Genomic DNA, 17,760 nt, shown 5'->3' with positions numbered 1-17,760 from the left:
CGAGACGCGTACGCGGGCCATATAGGGCCAGTGCGACAACCCGCCAACCTCAGGGTGATCGCTTCTGGGTCGGAAACGCCTATATAGCCGCCCCATGACCCACAGTACCCCGCCCGGTGCGTTGAACCGAGGCCTGACCCTGGCGATGGCCGCCGCCACCGGCATCGCTGTCGCCAACATCTATTACAGCCAGCCGACCCTGGGCCTGATGCTGCGCGACATGCCCGGCGGTGCCACGGCCCTGATCCCGACCGCGACCCAGGCCGGCTATGCGGCGGGCCTGTTCCTGATCGTGCCGCTGGGCGACCTGATCGAGCGGCGAAAGCTGATCGTCTTCCAGTTCGTGGCGCTGTCCCTGGCCTTGATCGCCACCGCCCTGGCCCCGACGCCGGGCCTGATGATCGTCAGCTCATTGCTTTTGGGCGCCGCCGCGACCGTGGCCCAGCAGATCGTGCCGTTCGCCGCCCACCTGGCCTCGCCCGAGAAGCGCGGCGCGACGGTGGGGACGGTGATGGCCGGCCTGTTGTGCGGGATCCTGCTGTCCCGCACCCTGGCCGGCTTCGTCGCCGCCCATGCCGGCTGGCGGGCCATGTTCTGGTTGGCCGCGCCGGTGGCCCTGGCGGCCGGCGGCTGGATGTACGCCAAGCTGCCCCGCAGCCATCCCGCGGGCGGTCTCTCGTACGTGACCCTGATGATCTCTCTAGGCCGGCTGTGGAGCGAGTTCGGCTCGCTGCGTCTGGCCGTGGCCACCCAGGCCCTGCTGTTCGCGACCTTCACGTCGTTCTGGACGATCCTGGCCCTGCATCTGCAGAGCTACCACCTGGGCGCGGACATCGCCGGGCTGTTCGGGGTGATCGGGGCCGTCGGCATCCTGGCCGCGCCCCTGGCCGGCCGCATCGCCGACAAGCGTGGCCCCCGCCCGATCATCGCCGCCGGCGCGGCCCTGGCCCTGGTCTCGTGGCTGATCCTGGGCTTCTGGCCGGGCGTGCCGGGGCTGATCGTCGGCGTGATCCTGCTGGATTTCGCGATCCAGAGCGTCCTCGTCTCCAACCAGCACATCGTCTACGCCCTGCGGCCCGAGGCGCGCGCCCGGCTGAACACCGTCTTCATGGGCGGCATGTTCGTGGGCGGCGCGGCCGGTTCGGCCGTCGCGGTGATGCTGTGGAAGTCGATGGGCTGGACCGGCGTCTGCGCCATGGGCGTAACGCTGGCCGCTTCGGCGACAGCGTTGCAAGCGGTGAACCTGCTGCGTCGCCGTCGCCTCGCAGCGGTCTAGCCGTTGAAGGCGCGGATCGCGTCGATGATCTTCTGCTGGTCGGCTTCGCCCAGATAGGGGTGCATCGGCAGGGCCAGTACGGTCTCGGCCTTGGCTTCCGTTACCGGCAGACCGCCCTCGCCGCGCGGGAAGTGGGCGTAGGGCGCCTGCACGTGCATCGGGACGGGGTAGTAGACCGCCGTCGGGACGCCTTGTGTCTTCAGGTGCGCGGCCAGGCCGTCACGGTTCTCGTGCTCGATCACGTACTGGGCCCAGACCGAGACGCCGCCGTCGATCACGCCCGGGGTCGACAGCACAGCGCCCTTCAGGCCCTGGGCGTAGCGGTCGGCCACGACCTGACGCAGGGCGATCTCCTCGGCGAAGATCGCCAGCTTCTCGATCAGGATCGCCGCCTGGATCGTATCCAGGCGCGAGTTCATGCCGATGCGGGTGTTCAGATATTTCGGGTCGTGGTCGAAGGTCTTGCCTTCCAGGTCCGGTCCCACCGCCTTGCCGTGGACGCGGTAGCTGTCCATCAGGTCCCACAGGGTGGCGTCATTGGTCAGCACCGCCCCGCCGTCGCCGTAGCAGCCCAGCGGCTTGGCCGGGAAGAAGCTGGTGGTGGCGACATCGGCCCAGTGCAGCGGGTGCTGGCCGTTCAGCGTGCAGCCAAAACCCTGGGCGCTGTCGGAGATCAGCTTCAGGCCTTCGCGGTCGCAGATGGCCTTGATGGCCGGATAGTCGGCGGGCTGGCCGAACAGGTCGACGGCGATGACCACCTTCGGGGTTAGCTTGCCCTCGGCCTTCACGCCGGCGATGGCGGCTTCCAGCTTGGCCGGATCCAGGTTGTAGGTGTCGGGCAGCACGTCGACGAACACCGGCGTCGCATCGACCCACGGCACGACTTCCGGCGTCGCGGCGAAGGTGAAGGATGGGCAGAACACCGCGTCGCCCTTGCCCACGCCCCAGGCCATCAGCGGCAGGGCGATGGCGTCGGTGCCGTTGGCGCACGAGAGAGCGAGCTTGGCCTGGCCGAATTCCGCCAGCTTGGCTTCGAACTCGCGGACCTGCGGGCCCATGACATAGGCGCCGCTGTCCAGCACCTTGGCGATCGCGGCGTCGATCTTGTCGCGGATCCGGCGCTGCTGCGCGGCGAGGTCGATGAAAGGCATGCTCATGGCGCGGGCTCTTATGCCGGGTTCGTGACGATTTCGAGCCAATTGGTGTAACCGACTGTTTCCCAGCTCAAGCGGAACCGTTGGCTCGACTTGTCGTTGACCGAACACGGCGGGGGCGCCTATCGAGACCTTCATGCAGACCAAACCCAGCATCATCCCGGCGGACACGTCCCTGCCGTCGCTCGCCAACATGAAGGCCGACGAGACCATGTTCGGACACTTCCTCGATTGGGCCGGCAAGGTGGCGATAAACCTCGTGGTCGCCGCCCTGACCCTGCTGGTGACCTTCTGGATCGCGGGCTGGGCCGCCAAGTTCATGCGCCGCACCCTGATGCGCGTGCACCGGAACAATCCCGACCCGACACTTGAGAGCTTCAGCGCCTCCCTGGCCCGCTATGCCATCATCGCCGTCGGCCTGGTGGCGGTGCTGCAGACGCTGGGCGTGCAGGCGACCTCGATCATCGCGGTGCTGGGCGCGGCCTCGCTGGCCATTGGTCTGGCTCTGCAAGGCGCCCTGTCGAACGTGGCGGCGGGCGTGATGATCCTGCTGTTTAGACCCTACAAGGTCGGCGACGTCATCGAGACCTCGACCCGCAACGGCACGGTAAAGTCGCTGGACCTGCTGTTCACCGAGATCGCCACGCCCGACAACGTCAAGGTGATGATCCCCAACAGCAAGGTGTTCGGCGACGTCATCCTGAACTACTCGACCCACCGCACCCGGCGGGCCGACGTGCTGTTCAAGGTGCCGCTGAAGACCGACCTGGTCGCGGTGCTGAAACGCCTGCGCGAGCGGGCCGAGAACGATCCCCGCATCCGCAAGGACCCGGCCGTGATGATCGAGGTCACCGACCTGTCGGAAGCCTACGCCCAGGCCGCCATCCGCGCCTGGACCTCATCGGCCGACTACGGTCCGGTCAAGACCGACCTGATGCTGATCGCCCACCTGCTGGCCGAGGACCCGGCCCGCGCCGACCTGCCGCCGCCGCGCCCCTCGAAGGCGGTCGATCCCTCGCCCGTCATGCCGGGCGAGGGCGAACACCATCACCTGCTCAGCCTGATAAAGCCGCGTCGAGGTCGGAAATCAGGTCCCGGCAAGACTCAATCCCGACCGAAAGCCGAATAAGGCCGTCGGTGATGCCCAGCGCCGCCCGTTGATCGGCGGGAATAGAGGCGTGGGTCATGATCGCCGGATGCTCGATCAGGCTCTCGACCCCGCCCAGGCTTTCCGCCAGCGTGAACAGGCGCGTGCGCTCCAGCATCTTGCGGGCCGGCGCCAGGCCGCCCTTCACGTCGGCCGAGATGATGCCGCCGAAACCGCCGGTCATCTGGCGCTTGGCCAAGTCGTGCTGCGGATGGCTTTCCAGGCCCGGATAGATCACCCGCTCGATGGCCGGATGCTTTTCCAGGTAACGGGCGATCTCCAGCGCGCTGTCGCAGGCGCGCTGCATGCGCAGGGCTAGGGTCTTCACACCGCGCAGCGCCAGGAAGCTGTCGAACGGTCCCAGCACTCCGCCGACGGCGTTCTGCAGGAACTTCATCTGGTCGGCGAGGGCGGCGTTGTCGCCCACCACCGCCACACCGGCGACCACGTCGGAGTGGCCGTTCAGGTACTTGGTCGCCGAGTGCATGACGACGTCGAAGCCCAGCTCCAGCGGCCGCTGGATATAAGGGCTGGCGAAGGTGTTGTCGGCGACGGTGACCAGGCCGTGCTTCTTGGCGAGCGCCGCGATGGCCGCCAGGTCCGCCAGGCGCAGCATCGGGTTGGTCGGCGTCTCCACCCAGATCATCCGCGTGGCCGGGGTGATCGCCGCCTCGAGGGCCGCGAGATCGGCCATGTCGACGAAGCTGAAGGTCAGGCCCGCCGAGCGCTTCCTCACCTTGTCGAACAGCCGGAACGAGCCGCCATAGAGGTCGTCGCTGGCAATGACATGCGCGCCGCTGTCCAGCGTCTCCAAGATGGTCGAGGCCGCCGCCAGGCCCGAGGCGAAGGCGAAGCCCGCCGTGCCGCTCTCAAGATCGGCAATGCAGCGCTCGAAGGCGAAGCGGGTCGGGTTGTGGCTGCGGCTGTACTCGAAACCCTTGTGCTCGCCGGGGCTGGCCTGGGCGTAGGTCGAGGTGGCGTAGATCGGGACCATGACGGCGCCCGTCGTGGGGTCGGGATACTGGCCGCCGTGGATGGTCCGCGTGGCGAAGTCCAGGCGGTTCTTGCCGGGGATGTCGGTCATGCGGATCCTTCTAGGCGCTGAGGCGCAGGTGGTTGATCAGATCAACCCGGGTGATGACACCTAGGAACTCCTCCCCGTCGCAGACAAGGGCCACCTCGTCGCGATCGAACACGTCGGGCAGGGCGTCGACGCTCTGATGGGCCTGCAAGGTGTTGACGGCCTTGGTCATGGCCGCGCCGACCAGGGTCTTGAAGCGGGGCGCCTCGTCGCCGGCCTCGACCGCGGCCAGCAGGTCGCTCTCGTCGAGGATGCCGACCAGCCGGCCGCGATCGACCACCGGCAGCTGGCTGATGTCGGACGAGCGCATGCGGTTGTAGGCGGTCAGCAGGGTGTCTTCCGGACCGATGGCGATCACCCCGCCCTCGGCGTAGCGCTTGGCGATCAGGTCGCGCAGGTCGCCGTGCAGCTCGCGCCCATCGAAGCCGTGGGCAGCCAGCCAGAAGTCGTTGAACATCTTGGTCAGGTATTTCGAGCCCGTGTCGCACACCAGCGTCACAACCCGCTTCGGCTCGGTTTGCTCGCGGCAATACCGCAAGGCCGCCGCCAGTAGGCAGCCAGAGGATGAGCCGGCCAGGATGCCTTCCTTCTTCAGGAGCTGGCGGGCGGTGTCGACGCTCTCGCGGTCGCTGATGGAGTAGGCCTTGGAGACCAAATCCATCTGGGCGTTGTCGGGGATGAAGTCCTCGCCGATGCCTTCGACGATCCAGGATCCGGCCTCACCGAACGTCCCGGTCTCGACATAGTCGCGCAGGATGGAGCCTTCCGGGTCGGCCAGCACCATCTGGGTCTTGGGCGAATTGGCCTTCATGTAGCGACCGACGCCAGTCAGGGTGCCGCCCGAGCCGACGCCGACGACGATGGCGTCGATGTCGCCGTCCATCTGGGCCAGGATCTCGGGACCGGTCGTGGTCTCGTGGGCGTAGGGGTTGGCCGGGTTCTCGAACTGGTTCGCGTACAGCGCGCCGGGGATCGACTGGGCCAGGCTCTGGGCCATGTCCTGGTAGTATTCCGGATGACCCTTGCCGACATCGCTGCGGGTCAGGCGCACGTCCACGCCCATGGCCCGCAGGTGCAGGATCTTTTCCCGCGCCATCTTGTCGGGGACGATCAGGATCAGCTTGTAGCCCTTGAGGCTGGCCACCTGGGCCAGGCCCAGACCGGTATTGCCGGCCGTGGCCTCAATGATCGTGCCGCCAGGCTTGAGCCGGCCGTCGGCTTCCGCCGCCTCGATCATGGCGCGGGCGACGCGGTCCTTGATCGAGCCGCCGGGGTTCTGGTTTTCAAGCTTGAGGAAGAGGCGGCAAAGGCCGGTGTCGAGGTTCTTGACCTCCATCATGGGCGTACGGCCGATGAGGTCGAGAGCAGAGCCGGCCACCCCAGGGAGGCCGGATTTGGGGTCGTTCATGGCGCAGCTCCGCCAGAGGAGGAAACGATTTCCTCTAGGTAGGTACGCTTTGGGGAATAAGGAAAGAGGTTAGGCGGTTCCCGTCATCACCGACCATTCGGCGGCGAACTTGCGGCTGAGGCAGACGTCCTCGAACACCACCTTGCGCAGCTGGCCCAGAAGCTCGGGCGTATCGTGGACGATCACGAACGGGAAACCGTTGGCCGACAGGAAACCGTGCAGGAATCGCGAGAAGCGGTCGGCCTCTTCGGGGCCGGCCAGTCGGACTTCTGTCTCAGCGGTCGTCAAAGCCATGTGCGTGGCCCTCTGTGGACGGACCAAGACTTAACGCATGAACTCGCATTTGCGAACCAGCTTCGCCAATGCGAAATAAACTGTGATCACTTGTTCGCGTCTCAGGCGAGCGATTGCCCGCCTGAGAGCACGCAATGCCTTACAGGATCGACTGGCCCGTCGAGGCCCAGTCCTTCAGGAACTGTTCCAGGCCCTTGTCGGTCAGCGGGTGCTTGTAGAGCTCGCTGAACACGGCCGGCGGGATGGTGACGACGTCGGCGCCGACGATGGCGGCTTCCTTGACGTGGGCGGCGTTGCGCACCGAAGCGGCCAGGATCTCGGTCTCGTAGCCGTAGTTGTCATAGATCGCGCGGATGTCGCGGATCAGGTCCATGCCATCGAAGCCGTAGTCGTCCAGGCGGCCGATGAACGGCGAGATGTAGGTCGCGCCGGCCTTGGCGGCCAGCAGGGCCTGGGTCGGCGAGAAGCACAGGGTGACGTTGGTCTTGATCTCTTCGTCGGCGAAGGCGGCGCAGGCGATCAGGCCGTCGCGGGTCAGCGGGATCTTCACGACCACGTTCGGGGCGATCTTGGCCAGCTTCTGGCCCTCGGCGATCATGGCGTCGGCCGTGGTGGCGGCCACTTCGGCGCTGATCGGACCCGGGACGATGTCGCAGATCTCGGCGATGACCTCGAGCATCGGACGGCCCGACTTGGCGATCAGGGTCGGGTTGGTGGTGACGCCGTCGATCAGGCCGGTGCTGGCCAGGTCGGCGATGACCTTGGTGTCGGTGCTGTCGAGGAAAATCTGCATGGTCGCTCGCGCTGCTTGTTATGTCGGGAGTTGGCGTCGGTTTAGCCCGAGCGGCGGCGGCGCGCCAGACTCGTCATACCAGTCGTTCAGCGGTTCGCTCGACGGCTAAGCGCCAGGGTTCAGGCGTGAAACCGAATACGCTCTGGAGTTTGCTCGTATCCAGCGGCGTGCGCGGCGGGCGCGGGGCCGGCTCGGCGAAGGCGGCCTGGGTCGTGGGCTCGAGGCGGGCCTTGGTCTGGGGATCACGATCGATCGCGGCCTTGGCGAAGTCGAAACGGCTGGTCTCGCCGGCATTGGCGAAGTGGAAGAGGCCGAAGACCGGGTCGCCAACCGGTGCGGCGGCCCAGCGCGGGGCGGTCGCGACCAGGAAAGCGGCCAGGGCCTCGCCGTCGGTCGGGGTGCCGAACTGGTCGGCCACCACCTTCAGCACCTCGCGCTCGCGGGCCAGCTTCAGCATGAAGCTGACATAGTTGCGGCCGTAGCGGGAAAAGACCCACGAGATGCGCAGCACCACCGCCTTGGGATGGGCCAGCACCGCCTGCTCGCCGGCCAGCTTGGAGCGGCCATAGACGTTGATCGGCCGCGCCTCGTCGGTCTCGACATAAGGACGATCGGTCAGGCCGTCGAACACCGCGTCGGTCGACAGGTGCACGAACGGCAGGCCGCGCTCGGCGCAGGCTGCGGCCATCGCGCCCGGCGCCGTGGCGTTGACCGCGAAGGCCTCGTCGGGCCGCGCCTCGGCCGGGTCGACATGGGTGAAGGCGGCGGTGTTGAGCACCAGGTCGCAATCGGCGGCCAGGACGGCGGCGCGGATGGCTTCCGGGTTCTCCAGGTCGCAATCGGCCCGCGACAGAGCAATGACCTCGACGCCATCCCGCACGGCGGCCTGGACGGCGGTGGCGACCTGACCGGTCTTGCCGAACTGCAGGATCTTCATTTGAGCGCGGGAACGCGATCGCCCAGCACCTGGCCGACAAAGGCCCGCAGATTGCCGCCCTTGAACAGATAGCCCGGCAGGCCCGCGCGGTTGCCGGCCTCGACGTCGATATGGCGGTCGCCGATGATCACGGCCTCTTCCGGCGTCAGGTTCCACTCGGCCAGGCCACGCAGGACCATGCCGGGATTGGGCTTGCGGTCTGGATGGTCGGCGACGCGGTAGGCCGCAGCCGTCGCCAGCTCGTGGAAGGGGCAGTGGTAGAAGGCGTCGATGCGCCCGCCCAACGGCGCCAGCTGCTCCAGCATGGCGTCATGAAAACGGTCCATCGCCGCTTCGTCGAAATAGCCTCGACCGATGCCCGACTGGTTGGTGACCACCAGGACCTTCAGCCCCGCCGCCGTCATCGCCGCCACCGCCTCGCGGGCGCCCTCGATCCAGTTCAGCTTGGCCGGATCGGACACATAGCCATGGTCGATGTTGAGCACGCCGTCTCGATCGAGAAACACGGCCTTCAGGGGAGGAAGAGCGGCAGCGTCGGTCATGGCCCGAGCACTAACCTGAGCCGCCGCGAAATACCACGGCCCGCGTCTTGGCCTCGTCGCCTAAGCTCCCTAGAAATGCCGCCCATGACCAACGCCCTCGCCGACGCCGCCCGCCTGCGTGACCGCCTCAAGACCTGGGCGACGGAGGCGGCCTATCCGCTGTGGTGGGAAACGGGCGCCGACCACGTGAAGGGCGGCTTCTTCGAGAAGCTGGACCTGGAAGCCGTCCCCGTCGACGGTCCGCGTCGCGGCCGGGTGCTGCCACGTCAGATCTATTCCTACGCCATCGCCGGCGAGCTGGGCTGGACCGGTCCGTGGCAGGCGGCGGTCGAGCATGGCCTCGCCTTCTATCTCGACCGCTATCGCCGCCCGGATGGCCTGTTTCGCACCCTGGTCGGCCCGAACGGCGAGAGCCTGGACGAGACCGCCGACCTCTATGACCAGGCCTTCGCCATGTTCGCCCTGGCGGCGGTCGCCAAGGTGCTGCCGGCCCGCGCCGAGGAGGCTAAGCAAATCGCGACCGCCGTGCGCGAAAAGCTGATCGCCGAGCGCAAGCATCCCGTCGCCGGCTTCCACAACTTCAACCCGCCGACCGCGCCGCTGCAATCCAACCCGCACATGCACCTGTTCGAGGCCATGCTGGCCTGGAACGAAATCGACGGCGACCCGCCCTGGCGCGCCCTGGCGGACGAGATCGCGCAGCTGGCGCTCAGTAAGTTCATCCAGCCCGAGAGCGGCCAGCTGCGCGAGTTCTTCGACCTCGACTGGAATGCCGCGCCGGGTGTCGAGGGCCGGATCTGCGAGCCGGGCCACCAGTTCGAATGGGGTTGGCTGCTGCTGCGGTGGGGCAAGCTGGCGAACCGTCCGGACGCCACGACCGCCGCCCTGCGCATGATCGACGACGCCGAGGCCCATGGGACCGACCTGGCGCGCGGCGTGGCGATCAACGCCCTGCTGGACGACTTCTCCATCCACGACAACGGCGCGCGCCTGTGGCCGCAGACCGAGCGCATCAAGGCCGCCGTCCTGGCCGCCGAGGTCACCGGTGAGTCCAAGTACTGGGACATGGCCGCCGCCGGCGCCGAGGGGCTGATGACCTATCTGCGCACCCCGATCTCGGGCCTATGGCGCGACAAGTACCAGCCCGACGAGACCTTCGTGGACGAGCCGGCCCCGGCCAGCTCGTTCTACCATATCGTGCTGTCGATCTTGGAGATGGACCGGGCGGTCAGCGCGGCTTCGTAAGCAGCAGGGTGGCGGCGCCGATCGCCCGCGCGCGAACTTCGGCTTCCACGGGAATGATCGCGCCGGCGGCATAGACGTCGCCATCGATCTCCAGCACGCCTTCCAGCAGTTGCACGGTCGAGACCGGCAGGACCACGGTCTCGCCGGCCGGAGCGCGGCGCAGCTCGACGTCGAAGCCGTCGGTGCTGACCAGGGTCTCGGACCCGCCCGGCGAGGCGCTCTTGCGCGAGGCGATCGAGCGGCCCTTGGCCTTGAGGCCATCGACCAGGGTCTTCACGGCCTGGCTGTCCTTACGATGGCAGACCAGCACCGCGTCCGGCTCGGCCACCACCACGATGTCGCTGACCCCGATCACACCGACATAGGGACCGGTCGAGCGCACCAAGACGTTGGTGGCCTCGTGCAGGTCGACATCGCCGTCGCGCGCATTGCCGTCATCGTCGCGGGTCGAGGCCTCCCAGATCGCGTCCCAGGCGCCCAGGTCCGACCAGGCGAAGGTCGCCGGGACCACGGCGGCCTTGGCCGTCCGTTCCATCACCGCATAGTCCAGGCTGATCTTGGCCGCGCCGGCGAAGGCCTCGCGGTCCAGGCGGCCGATGCCGGCTTCGAATTCCAGCGCCTCAGCGACGGCCTTGGCGGCGGCGGCCACCGAGGGCTCGAACGCCTCGAACTCGCCCAGCAGGGTGGCGGCCTTGAAGGCGAAATTGCCGCTGTTCCAGAGATAGCCTTCCAGCAGGTAGCGCTCGGCGGTCTCCTGGTTGGGCTTCTCGACAAAGGCGGCGACTTCGCGCACCGAGCCATCCAGCAGCGGCGCGCCGGGGCGGATATAGCCAAAGCCCGTCGCGGGCACGGTGGGCTGGACGCCGAAGGTGACGATCAGGTCGTGCTCGGCGGCCTTGGCGGCTGTGACGGCGGCGTCCTGGAACACCTGCGGATCGGCCACGTGGTGGTCGGCGGCCAGCATCAGCACTACGCCGTCGGGGTCGAGCGTCTGGACATAGGCGGCGGCCGCGGCGACGGCGGGGGCGCTGTCGCGCGCCTCGGGCTCGACCAATATGGTGGCCCAGGTCTCGATCTCGGCGGTCTGCTCGGCGACGAAGCCGACCATGGCCTCGCCGGTAACCACGACGATCTCGGCGACGCCGGGGATGTCCTTCACCCGCAGCACGGTTTCCTGGAACGACGAACGGTCGCCGACCAGCTTCAGGAACTGTTTGGGCTGATCGCTGCGCGAGGCGGGCCACAGGCGCGTGCCCGAACCGCCGCAAAGGATAACCGGATAGATCGCGGCCAAGAGTAACCCCAGACTGACAAGCACCCCTGCTTGGGTCCGGGGATATCGCGAAGCGCGCGCGAGGCGAAGCGCTTTTAACCCGGAACGTTCGCCTTCAACTCGGCCAGCCAGGTGTCAGTCGTGGCGTCCGACGGCATCCGCCAGTCGCCGCGTGGCGACAGCGCCCCGCCCGACGAGATCTTGGGCCCGTTCGGCACGGCCGAGCGCTTGAACTGGTTGGCGAAGAAGCGCTTGAGGAACAGCTCCAACCACTTCCTGATCTCGGCCAGGTCGTAGGCGCGACGGCCGGTCTGCGGCAACCCAACCGGCCAGCCGCCCGCCTCCGCGTCGTGCCAGGCGCTCCAGGCCAGGAAGGCGATCTTGGACGGCGCCATGCCGTAGCGGGTCATGTAGTAGAGGTTGAAGTCCTGCAGGGCGTAGGGGCCGACGAAGCTCTCGGTCGCCTGGGTCTGCTCGCCCGGCACCAGCTCCGGCGAGATCTCGGTGGCCAGGATGTCCTCCAGCAGCGCCGTCGTGCTCGCGTCGACGTCGCCGGAATGGGCCACGAAGCGGATCAGGTGCTGGATCAACGTCTTGGGCGCCCCGCAATTGGGGTTGTAATGGCTCATGTGGTCGCCGACGCCGTAGGTGCACCAGCCGAGCGCCAGCTCCGACAGGTCGCCGGTGCCGACGACCAGGGCGGCGTTGTGATTGGCCAAGCGGAACAGGTAGTCGGTGCGCAGACCCGCCTGGACGTTCTCGAACGTCACGTCATAGACCGGCTCGCCGCGCCCGAACGGGTGGTCAAGGTCCTTCAGCATTTGGGTCGCGGCCGGGCGGATGTCGAGCTCGGCGGCGGTCGCGCCCATGGCCCGCATGAGGGCCCAGGCATTGTCCTTGGTGCGATCCGAGGTGGCGAAGCCCGGCAGGGTGTAGGCCAGGATGTTGGTGCGCGGCAGGGAGAGCTGATCCATGGCCTTGGCCGCCACCAGCAGCGCTTGGGTCGAGTCCAGGCCGCCCGAGATACCGATGACCAGCTTCTTGAGGCCCGAGGCTTCCAGGCGACGCGCCAGGCCCTGGACCTGGATATTATAGGCCTCGTAGCAGTTCTCGCGCAGCTTGGCGGGGTCCGAGGGCGTGAACGGGAACCGCTCGATCAGGCGATGCAAGGCCAGGTCGCCGGCCGGCGCTTCGAACTTGAACGGAACCACGCGGAACGGGACCTTGGGCGGCGACAGCGCCATGGCGTCGCCGAAGCTGCCCACGCGCATGCGCTCCTGGCGGATCCGCTCGACGTCGATGTCGGCATAGGTCCAGGCCGGGCCGGTCGAGAAACGTGGGCTCTCTGCCAGCAGCGCGCCCATCTCGTGGATGTCGACATGGCCGTCCCAGGCCAGGTCCGTCGAGCTCTCGCCCGCCCCCGCGGCGGCGTAGACATAGGCCGCCACCATCCGCGACGACTGGCTGGCGCACAGCATCCGGCGGGTCTCGGACTTGCCGATGGTGATGTTGCTGGCCGACAGGTTCAGCAGGATCTCGGCCCCTGCCATGGCCTGGGCGGTGCTGGGCGGCGTAGGGGTCCAGACGTCCTCGCAGATCTCGACGCCGACGGTGAACGGCGTCGGCGCGTCGGCGCGGAAGAGCACGTCGGTCCCGAACGGAACGACCTGACCGGCCAGGGTCAGCGTCTTTCCCGTCACCCCCGCGCCCGGCGTGAACCAGCGGCGCTCGTAGAATTCGCGGTAATTGGGCAGGAAGCTCTTAGGCGTGACGCCCAGCACCTTGCCCGCATGGATCGCCACGGCGGTGTTGTAGAGCCGGCCGCCGTCGCGCAAAGGCGCGCCGACCACGATCATCGGGGCCAGCTTGGCGCTGCTCTCGGCCAGGGTCGCGAGCGCCGCCTCGACAGCGTCCAGCAGGACCTCCTGCTGCAGCAGGTCGTCGATGGTGTAGCCGGTCAGACCCAGCTCCGGGAACACGATCACCGCTACGCCGGCTTCATGCGCCTCGCTGGCCATGGCCAGAACGCTCTGAGCATTGGCCGCCGGATCGGCCAGCTTCACCTTGGGAACGGCGGTCGCGACACGGACGAAGCCATGACGATAGGGCGAGAAGAACGACGGACTACCCAAGGAACCGGCCTTTCAGGGTTATGCTGAAAATGAGCATAAGTCGATATCCAGCTATAGCGCCTGCGGACGATGTTGCATAGCGGTCAAGAAGCGTGTCCACGCGGGTTGACCCCCGGGGCCTCGCATGCGAGTGCGCCCCTCGCGCAGCCCCGCAAAACATAGAAAAGACGGAAGCCCATATGCCCGTTTCGCCCATCAAGATGGCCGACGCGATCCGCGTCCTTTCCATGGACGCCGTGCACAAGGCTAAGTCCGGTCACCAAGGCATGCCGATGGGCATGGCCGACGTGGCCACCGTCCTGTGGGGCAAGTTCCTGAAGTTCGACGCCAGCCAGCCCAACTGGCACGACCGCGACCGCTTCGTGCTGTCGGCCGGCCACGGCTCGATGCTGCTCTATTCCCTGCTTCACCTGACCGGCTTCAAGGCCGTAACGATGAAGGAGATCGAGAACTTCCGTCAGTGGGGGTCGCTGACCCCCGGCCACCCGGAAGTGCACCACACCCCCGGCGTCGAGACCACGACCGGTCCGCTGGGCCAGGGCCTGGCCACCGCCGTCGGCATGGCGATGGCCGAAGCCCACCTCGCCGCCCGCTTCGGCTCCGACCTCGTCGACCACCGCACCTGGGTGATCGCCGGCGACGGCTGCCTGATGGAAGGCGTCAGCCACGAAGCCATCAGCATCGCCGGCCGCCTGAAGCTCTCGAAGCTTACCGTCCTGTTCGATGACAACAACACCACCATCGACGGCGAGGCCACCATCGCCGAGACCGGCGATCAGGTCGCCCGCTTCAAGGCCGCCGGCTGGGCGGTGAAGGTCGTCGACGGCCACGACCACGGCAAGATCGCCGCCGCCCTGCGCTGGGCCACCAAGCAGGACCGCCCGACCATGATCGCGTGCAAGACGCTGATCTCGAAGGGCGCGGGTCCGAAAGAAGGCGACCCCCACAGCCACGGCTACACCCTGTTCGACGACCAGATCCGCGACGCCCGCGTCGCCATGGGCTGGGACGCCGAGCCGTTCACCGTGCCGGGCGACATCGCCACGGCCTGGAAGAGCGTCGGCCGTCGCGGCGCCAAGGTCCGCAAGGCTTGGGAAGCCAAGCTGGCCGCCTCGATCCACGCGTCGGACTTCAAGCGCGTCATGGCTGGCGAACTGCCCGCGACCGCCTTCGAGGCCGTCGACGCCCACATCGCCAAGGCGGTGGAGAGCAAGCCGGTCAACGCCACCCGCGTCCACTCGGGCTCGGCCCTGGACCAGCTGATCCCGGCCATCCCGGAAATGATCGGCGGTTCGGCCGACCTGACCGGCTCGAACAACACCCTGGTCAAGGGCATGGGCGCGTTCGACGCCCCCGAATACACGGGCCGCTACGTCCACTACGGCGTGCGTGAGTTCGGCATGGCCGCAGCCATGAACGGCATGGCCCTGCACGGCGGGATCATCCCGTATTCGGGCACCTTCCTGGCCTTCGCCGACTACAGCCGCGCCGCGATCCGCCTGGGCGCCCTGATGGAAGCGCGCGTCATCCACGTGATGACCCACGACTCCATCGGCCTGGGCGAAGACGGCCCGACCCACCAGCCGGTGGAACAGGTCGCCTCCCTGCGCGCCATTCCGAACCTGCTGGTCTTCCGCCCGGCCGACGCGGTGGAAGCCGCCGAGTGCTGGAAGGTCGCCCTGCAGCACCAGCGCACCCCGTCGGTGATGACCCTGTCGCGCCAGAAGACCCCGCACGTGCGCACGACCGGCGGCGATCTGTCGGCCAAGGGCGCCTACGAGCTGCTAGCGGCCGAGGGTGGTGAAGCCCAGGTGACGATCTTCGCCTCGGGCACGGAAGTCGGCGTCGCCGTCGCCGCCCGCGACATCCTGCAGGCCAAGGGCAAGCCAACCCGCGTCGTCTCGACCCCCTGCTGGGAACTGTTCGACAAGCAGGACGCCGCCTACCAGGCCTCGGTTATCGGCTCGGCGCCGGTGCGCGTGGCGGTGGAAGCCGGCATCCGCATGGGCTGGGAGCGCTTCATCGGCGAGGACGGCAAGTTCGTCGGCATGAAGAGCTTCGGCGCCTCGGCCCCGTTCGAGCGCCTCTACAAGGAATTCGGCATCACCGCCGAAGCCGTCGCGGAAGCGGCTCAATAAAAACGGTCATCCCGGGCGCGCTTGCGCGACCCGGGACCGCCGGAAACTCGGCGCTTGTTGTGGTCCCGGCTCGGCGCGCTACGCGCTTGGCCGGGATGACAGCTTTTACGGACTAGAACTCCACGCCCACCCGCAGGATCGCCACCAGGGCGTGGCCGACGCCGCCGTCGGCGCCCGGGTCCTTCACATATTGCAGGTCGGGCTGGATCGTCACCGGTCCGATCTTGTCCGAATAGGTCACCTCGACGGCGCTCTCCGCGCGTTGCAGGCGCTGGCCCGCATCGAAGGCGTTGTCGCGGAACTTGCCCGACAGATAGGCCTGGTTGACCCCCATCGAGAAGGCGCTGTCGGGGCGGCTCTCGAAGACATGCTGCACCAGCACGCCGGCCTGCCAGCCGCCCTTGAAGGCGGTGGTGTCGCCGTCCGAGACGCCCAGGCGGGCAAAAGCCGTGGTCTTGCGTACCGCGTCTTCGCCCTCGCCGGTCAGTTGCCGCTCCAGCAGGACATAGGCGCCCTGGGCGGTGGCGTGCACCGGATCGCCGGCCGGCGTCACGCTGCGGATGTCATCCTGCTTGTCGCTATAGCGCCAGGTCCCGAAGGCCACCTTGCCGCGCCCTTGCCAGCCGGCCTCGGCGATGGCCAGCACGCCATTGTCGAACGAGGTGTGGACGCCGCCGGGATCGCCCAGCACGCCGGCATTGGCGTTCAACACCGCCGCCTGGGCGTAGACGTGCTCATTGGGCGTCCAGCGCGCGCGGACGGCGAGCGCCGTGGACGGGAAGATCGACGGACCGTTGGGTCCCGTCGCGGCCAGCTCCGAGCCAATGCCGAAGGCCGGCGCCAGCAGCATGCCGGCGCTGTCGTTGGAATAGAACTCGCTGTTGAGGTCATAGAGGCCGGCGCGGATCGAGCCCTTGCCGAAGCCCTGCTCGACCCAGGCCTCGAACAGGCGGGCGCGCTGGCGGCTGACCTCGATATTGTCGACGCCCTGCAGGGTGCCGGCGTCCTCGTTGGGCATGGCGCCGCTGTTGTTCAGGAACAGGGCGTGGGCGGTCGCGCCCTTCCAGCCGAAGGCCTTGTCCAGGTCGAGATCGGCGGAGATCTGGAAATCGTCCAGCACCCGGCCGCGCTTGGCCAGGCCGCCGCTGACCGTGCCGGTCACGTCCGCCGTATAGCTGCCACCCAGCTTGAGGGCCGAGCCCTCTTCGGCGGAGGCGGCGTCGGCCGCCAGCAGCGCCGCGGCGATAAGGAACGATCCCGCCGCCAGGCGATAGGCGATCTGGTTGGTCTTGATTTGGCGCATTCTAGCCCCCGCTGGCCCGACATTCGATCGGGCGTGGGGCAACCTCACGCAGGGCGAGGCGCCATCCGGTAAACCGTGGCTGTGGCGCGTCGTCGCAGCCAGGACGCAAAAACGGCGATTTCCGCCCGCTGCGGCGAGATGACGCTGACGCGCGCGGAAAGGGCATGAACGTGCATGGTCAAGCTCGCGCTGGGCGAAACGTTCATTTGCACATGTCGGGAAGGTCCTTGGTGGAGCCGAGGGGAATCGAACCCCTGACCTCCTCATTGCGAACGAGGCGCTCTACCATCTGAGCTACGGCCCCAAGGAGCGGCGGAGATACGGCCCTTGGGCGCGTACGTCAAGCGGGGTTCTTAACCCGCCTTGCCAGCAACCCCCGGGCGCGGCAAGAAGCTTGAGTTCCCGGATGGAAACTCATGGCCCCGATCATCAATCTCGTCTTCTTTATCCTCAATGCGCTGCTGAGCCTGCTGTGGTGGGCCATCATCATCACGGCGGTGCTAAGCTGGCTGTTCGCGTTCAACGTGATCAATCGCCACAACCAAGCCGTCTACAACATCGCCACCTTCCTGGACCGCGTCACCGACCCGGTTCTCGCGCCATTCCGCCGCATTATTCCGTCGCTGGGCGGCGTCGACATCAGCCCAATCATCGTGCTGCTGCTGCTGCAAGGCCTACAGATCTACATCCTGCCGGCGCTGCAAGGCACGCTGCTGAACATCCTTGGCTGAGGTCCTGGCCGTCCGCCTGACGCCCCGCGGCGGTCGCGATGCGGTCGACGGCTGGGCCAGCGACGCGGACGGCCGCCCCTATCTGAAGGTCCGCGTGGCCAGCCCGCCGGTCGACGGCGCGGCCAATGCGGCCCTGCTGGCCTTCCTGGCCAAGACCCTGAAGATCCCGCGCTCGGCTGTCCGTCTGGCGGCTGGCGACACCGCCCGGCTCAAGCGGCTGGAGCTGGACGGCCTCACCGCCGACGACCTGGCCAAGGCCTTCGGCGCCCGCCCTCAAGCTTGACCATAAAGGGCAAATCCTTGCCG

The 17,760-nt window shown here is 67.8% G+C and carries 16 protein-coding genes and 1 tRNA gene; 6 read left to right on the top strand and 11 right to left on the bottom strand.

Translation table 11 applies throughout. The features are described from left to right. Positions 1–94 precede the first annotated feature (94 nt). Positions 95–1,276 carry an MFS transporter gene (locus tag J7528_RS16960; protein WP_291876750.1) on the top strand — a complete coding sequence of 394 codons (1,182 nt, stop codon included), beginning with the start codon at positions 95–97 and terminating at the stop codon, positions 1,274–1,276. Here J7528_RS16960 and J7528_RS16955 read toward each other — a convergent pair. Further along, positions 1,273–2,433, bottom strand: coding sequence for a DegT/DnrJ/EryC1/StrS aminotransferase family protein (locus tag J7528_RS16955; RefSeq protein ID WP_291876748.1), 1,161 nt, complete (start codon positions 2,431–2,433; stop codon positions 1,273–1,275). The two genes, J7528_RS16960 and J7528_RS16955, sit on opposite strands and share 4 nt — an antisense overlap. A gap of 133 nt (positions 2,434–2,566) precedes the next feature. On the opposite strand from J7528_RS16955, the gene J7528_RS16950 reads away from it, so the two are divergent. Beyond that, on the top strand, positions 2,567–3,559 hold the full coding sequence (locus tag J7528_RS16950) for a mechanosensitive ion channel family protein (RefSeq protein ID WP_291876746.1): 993 nt from the start codon (positions 2,567–2,569) through the stop codon (positions 3,557–3,559). Here J7528_RS16950 and J7528_RS16945 read toward each other — a convergent pair. From J7528_RS16945 to J7528_RS16920, 6 genes are all read right to left on the bottom strand, one after another. After that, the gene (locus J7528_RS16945) at positions 3,486–4,661 is read right to left on the bottom strand and encodes a PLP-dependent aspartate aminotransferase family protein (RefSeq protein ID WP_291876745.1); all 1,176 of its coding nucleotides are present in this window, start codon (positions 4,659–4,661) and stop codon (positions 3,486–3,488) included. The genes J7528_RS16950 and J7528_RS16945 overlap by 74 nt on opposite strands. A 10-nt stretch (positions 4,662–4,671) precedes the next feature. Next, a complete protein-coding gene (locus J7528_RS16940) occupies positions 4,672–6,066 on the bottom strand; it encodes a cystathionine beta-synthase (RefSeq protein ID WP_291876743.1) in 1,395 nt (464 codons plus the stop codon). Between the two features lie 69 nt (positions 6,067–6,135). Further along, a complete protein-coding gene (locus tag J7528_RS16935; RefSeq protein ID WP_291876741.1) occupies positions 6,136–6,360 on the bottom strand; it encodes a hypothetical protein in 225 nt (74 codons plus the stop codon). A 139-nt stretch (positions 6,361–6,499) separates the two neighbouring features. Further along, on the bottom strand, positions 6,500–7,153 hold the full coding sequence (fsa, locus tag J7528_RS16930) for a fructose-6-phosphate aldolase (RefSeq protein ID WP_291876740.1): 654 nt from the start codon (positions 7,151–7,153) through the stop codon (positions 6,500–6,502). Between the two features lie 73 nt (positions 7,154–7,226). Continuing rightward, positions 7,227–8,090, bottom strand: coding sequence for a dTDP-4-dehydrorhamnose reductase (gene rfbD, locus J7528_RS16925; RefSeq protein WP_291876738.1), 864 nt, complete (start codon positions 8,088–8,090; stop codon positions 7,227–7,229). Further along, a complete protein-coding gene (locus tag J7528_RS16920; protein WP_291876736.1) occupies positions 8,087–8,632 on the bottom strand; it encodes an HAD family hydrolase in 546 nt (181 codons plus the stop codon). Before J7528_RS16920 ends, rfbD begins: the two co-directional genes overlap by 4 nt. An 84-nt stretch (positions 8,633–8,716) precedes the next feature. Here J7528_RS16920 and J7528_RS16915 point away from each other — a divergent pair, with 84 nt between their 5' ends. Further along, positions 8,717–9,877 (top strand): AGE family epimerase/isomerase, encoded by a 1,161-nt coding sequence (locus tag J7528_RS16915; protein WP_291876734.1) that lies wholly within the window; start codon positions 8,717–8,719, stop codon positions 9,875–9,877. On the opposite strand, the gene J7528_RS16910 is transcribed toward J7528_RS16915, so the two are convergent. Then, the gene (locus J7528_RS16910) at positions 9,861–11,171 is read right to left on the bottom strand and encodes a mannose-1-phosphate guanylyltransferase/mannose-6-phosphate isomerase (protein WP_291876732.1); all 1,311 of its coding nucleotides are present in this window, start codon (positions 11,169–11,171) and stop codon (positions 9,861–9,863) included. The genes J7528_RS16915 and J7528_RS16910 overlap by 17 nt on opposite strands. Before the next feature lie 74 nt (positions 11,172–11,245). Beyond that, entirely contained in the window at positions 11,246–13,282 is a 2,037-nt protein-coding gene (locus J7528_RS16905) for an NAD(+) synthase (protein WP_291876730.1), read from the bottom strand. 179 nt (positions 13,283–13,461) lie between these two features. Here J7528_RS16905 and tkt point away from each other — a divergent pair, with 179 nt between their 5' ends. Beyond that, positions 13,462–15,420: a transketolase gene (gene tkt / locus J7528_RS16900; RefSeq protein WP_291876728.1), complete on the top strand. Its 1,959-nt coding sequence runs from the start codon at positions 13,462–13,464 to the stop codon at positions 15,418–15,420. Positions 15,421–15,532: 112 nt separating this feature from the next. Here the strand turns inward: tkt and J7528_RS16895 are convergent, their stop codons facing one another. Continuing rightward, complete coding sequence (locus tag J7528_RS16895; RefSeq protein WP_291876726.1) at positions 15,533–16,723, bottom strand: carbohydrate porin; 1,191 nt, start codon at positions 16,721–16,723, stop codon at positions 15,533–15,535. Positions 16,724–16,951: 228 nt separating this feature from the next. After that, a tRNA-Ala gene (locus J7528_RS16890) sits at positions 16,952–17,027 on the bottom strand. 112 nt (positions 17,028–17,139) lie between these two features. On the opposite strand from J7528_RS16890, the gene J7528_RS16885 reads away from it, so the two are divergent. Together J7528_RS16885 and J7528_RS16880 are read left to right on the top strand one after the other, a co-directional pair. Next, on the top strand, positions 17,140–17,454 hold the full coding sequence (locus J7528_RS16885) for a YggT family protein (RefSeq protein ID WP_291876724.1): 315 nt from the start codon (positions 17,140–17,142) through the stop codon (positions 17,452–17,454). Continuing rightward, complete coding sequence (locus tag J7528_RS16880) at positions 17,447–17,737, top strand: DUF167 family protein (RefSeq protein WP_291876722.1); 291 nt, start codon at positions 17,447–17,449, stop codon at positions 17,735–17,737. The genes J7528_RS16885 and J7528_RS16880 overlap by 8 nt, the downstream gene beginning before the upstream one ends. Positions 17,738–17,760: the final 23 nt, after the last annotated feature.

The organism is Caulobacter sp., from assembly GCF_017744445.1.
Lineage (GTDB): Bacteria > Pseudomonadota > Alphaproteobacteria > Caulobacterales > Caulobacteraceae > Caulobacter.
This window is presented reverse-complemented; position numbering and strand designations above follow the sequence as displayed.

What these genes read in the sequence shown, in the direction of transcription:
- J7528_RS16960 (WP_291876750.1), top strand. Translation starts at nt 95, where the DNA reads ATGACCCACAGTACCCCGCCCGGTGCGTTGAACCGAGGCCTGACCCTG.
- J7528_RS16955 (WP_291876748.1), bottom strand. Translation starts at nt 2,433, where the DNA reads ATGAGCATGCCTTTCATCGACCTCGCCGCGCAGCAGCGCCGGATCCGC.
- J7528_RS16950 (WP_291876746.1), top strand. Translation starts at nt 2,567, where the DNA reads ATGCAGACCAAACCCAGCATCATCCCGGCGGACACGTCCCTGCCGTCG.
- J7528_RS16945 (WP_291876745.1), bottom strand. Translation starts at nt 4,661, where the DNA reads ATGACCGACATCCCCGGCAAGAACCGCCTGGACTTCGCCACGCGGACC.
- J7528_RS16940 (WP_291876743.1), bottom strand. Translation starts at nt 6,066, where the DNA reads ATGAACGACCCCAAATCCGGCCTCCCTGGGGTGGCCGGCTCTGCTCTC.
- J7528_RS16935 (WP_291876741.1), bottom strand. Translation starts at nt 6,360, where the DNA reads ATGGCTTTGACGACCGCTGAGACAGAAGTCCGACTGGCCGGCCCCGAA.
- fsa (WP_291876740.1), bottom strand. Translation starts at nt 7,153, where the DNA reads ATGCAGATTTTCCTCGACAGCACCGACACCAAGGTCATCGCCGACCTG.
- rfbD (WP_291876738.1), bottom strand. Translation starts at nt 8,090, where the DNA reads ATGAAGATCCTGCAGTTCGGCAAGACCGGTCAGGTCGCCACCGCCGTC.
- J7528_RS16920 (WP_291876736.1), bottom strand. Translation starts at nt 8,632, where the DNA reads ATGACCGACGCTGCCGCTCTTCCTCCCCTGAAGGCCGTGTTTCTCGAT.
- J7528_RS16915 (WP_291876734.1), top strand. Translation starts at nt 8,717, where the DNA reads ATGACCAACGCCCTCGCCGACGCCGCCCGCCTGCGTGACCGCCTCAAG.
- tkt (WP_291876728.1), top strand. Translation starts at nt 13,462, where the DNA reads ATGCCCGTTTCGCCCATCAAGATGGCCGACGCGATCCGCGTCCTTTCC.
- J7528_RS16895 (WP_291876726.1), bottom strand. Translation starts at nt 16,723, where the DNA reads ATGCGCCAAATCAAGACCAACCAGATCGCCTATCGCCTGGCGGCGGGA.
- J7528_RS16885 (WP_291876724.1), top strand. Translation starts at nt 17,140, where the DNA reads ATGGCCCCGATCATCAATCTCGTCTTCTTTATCCTCAATGCGCTGCTG.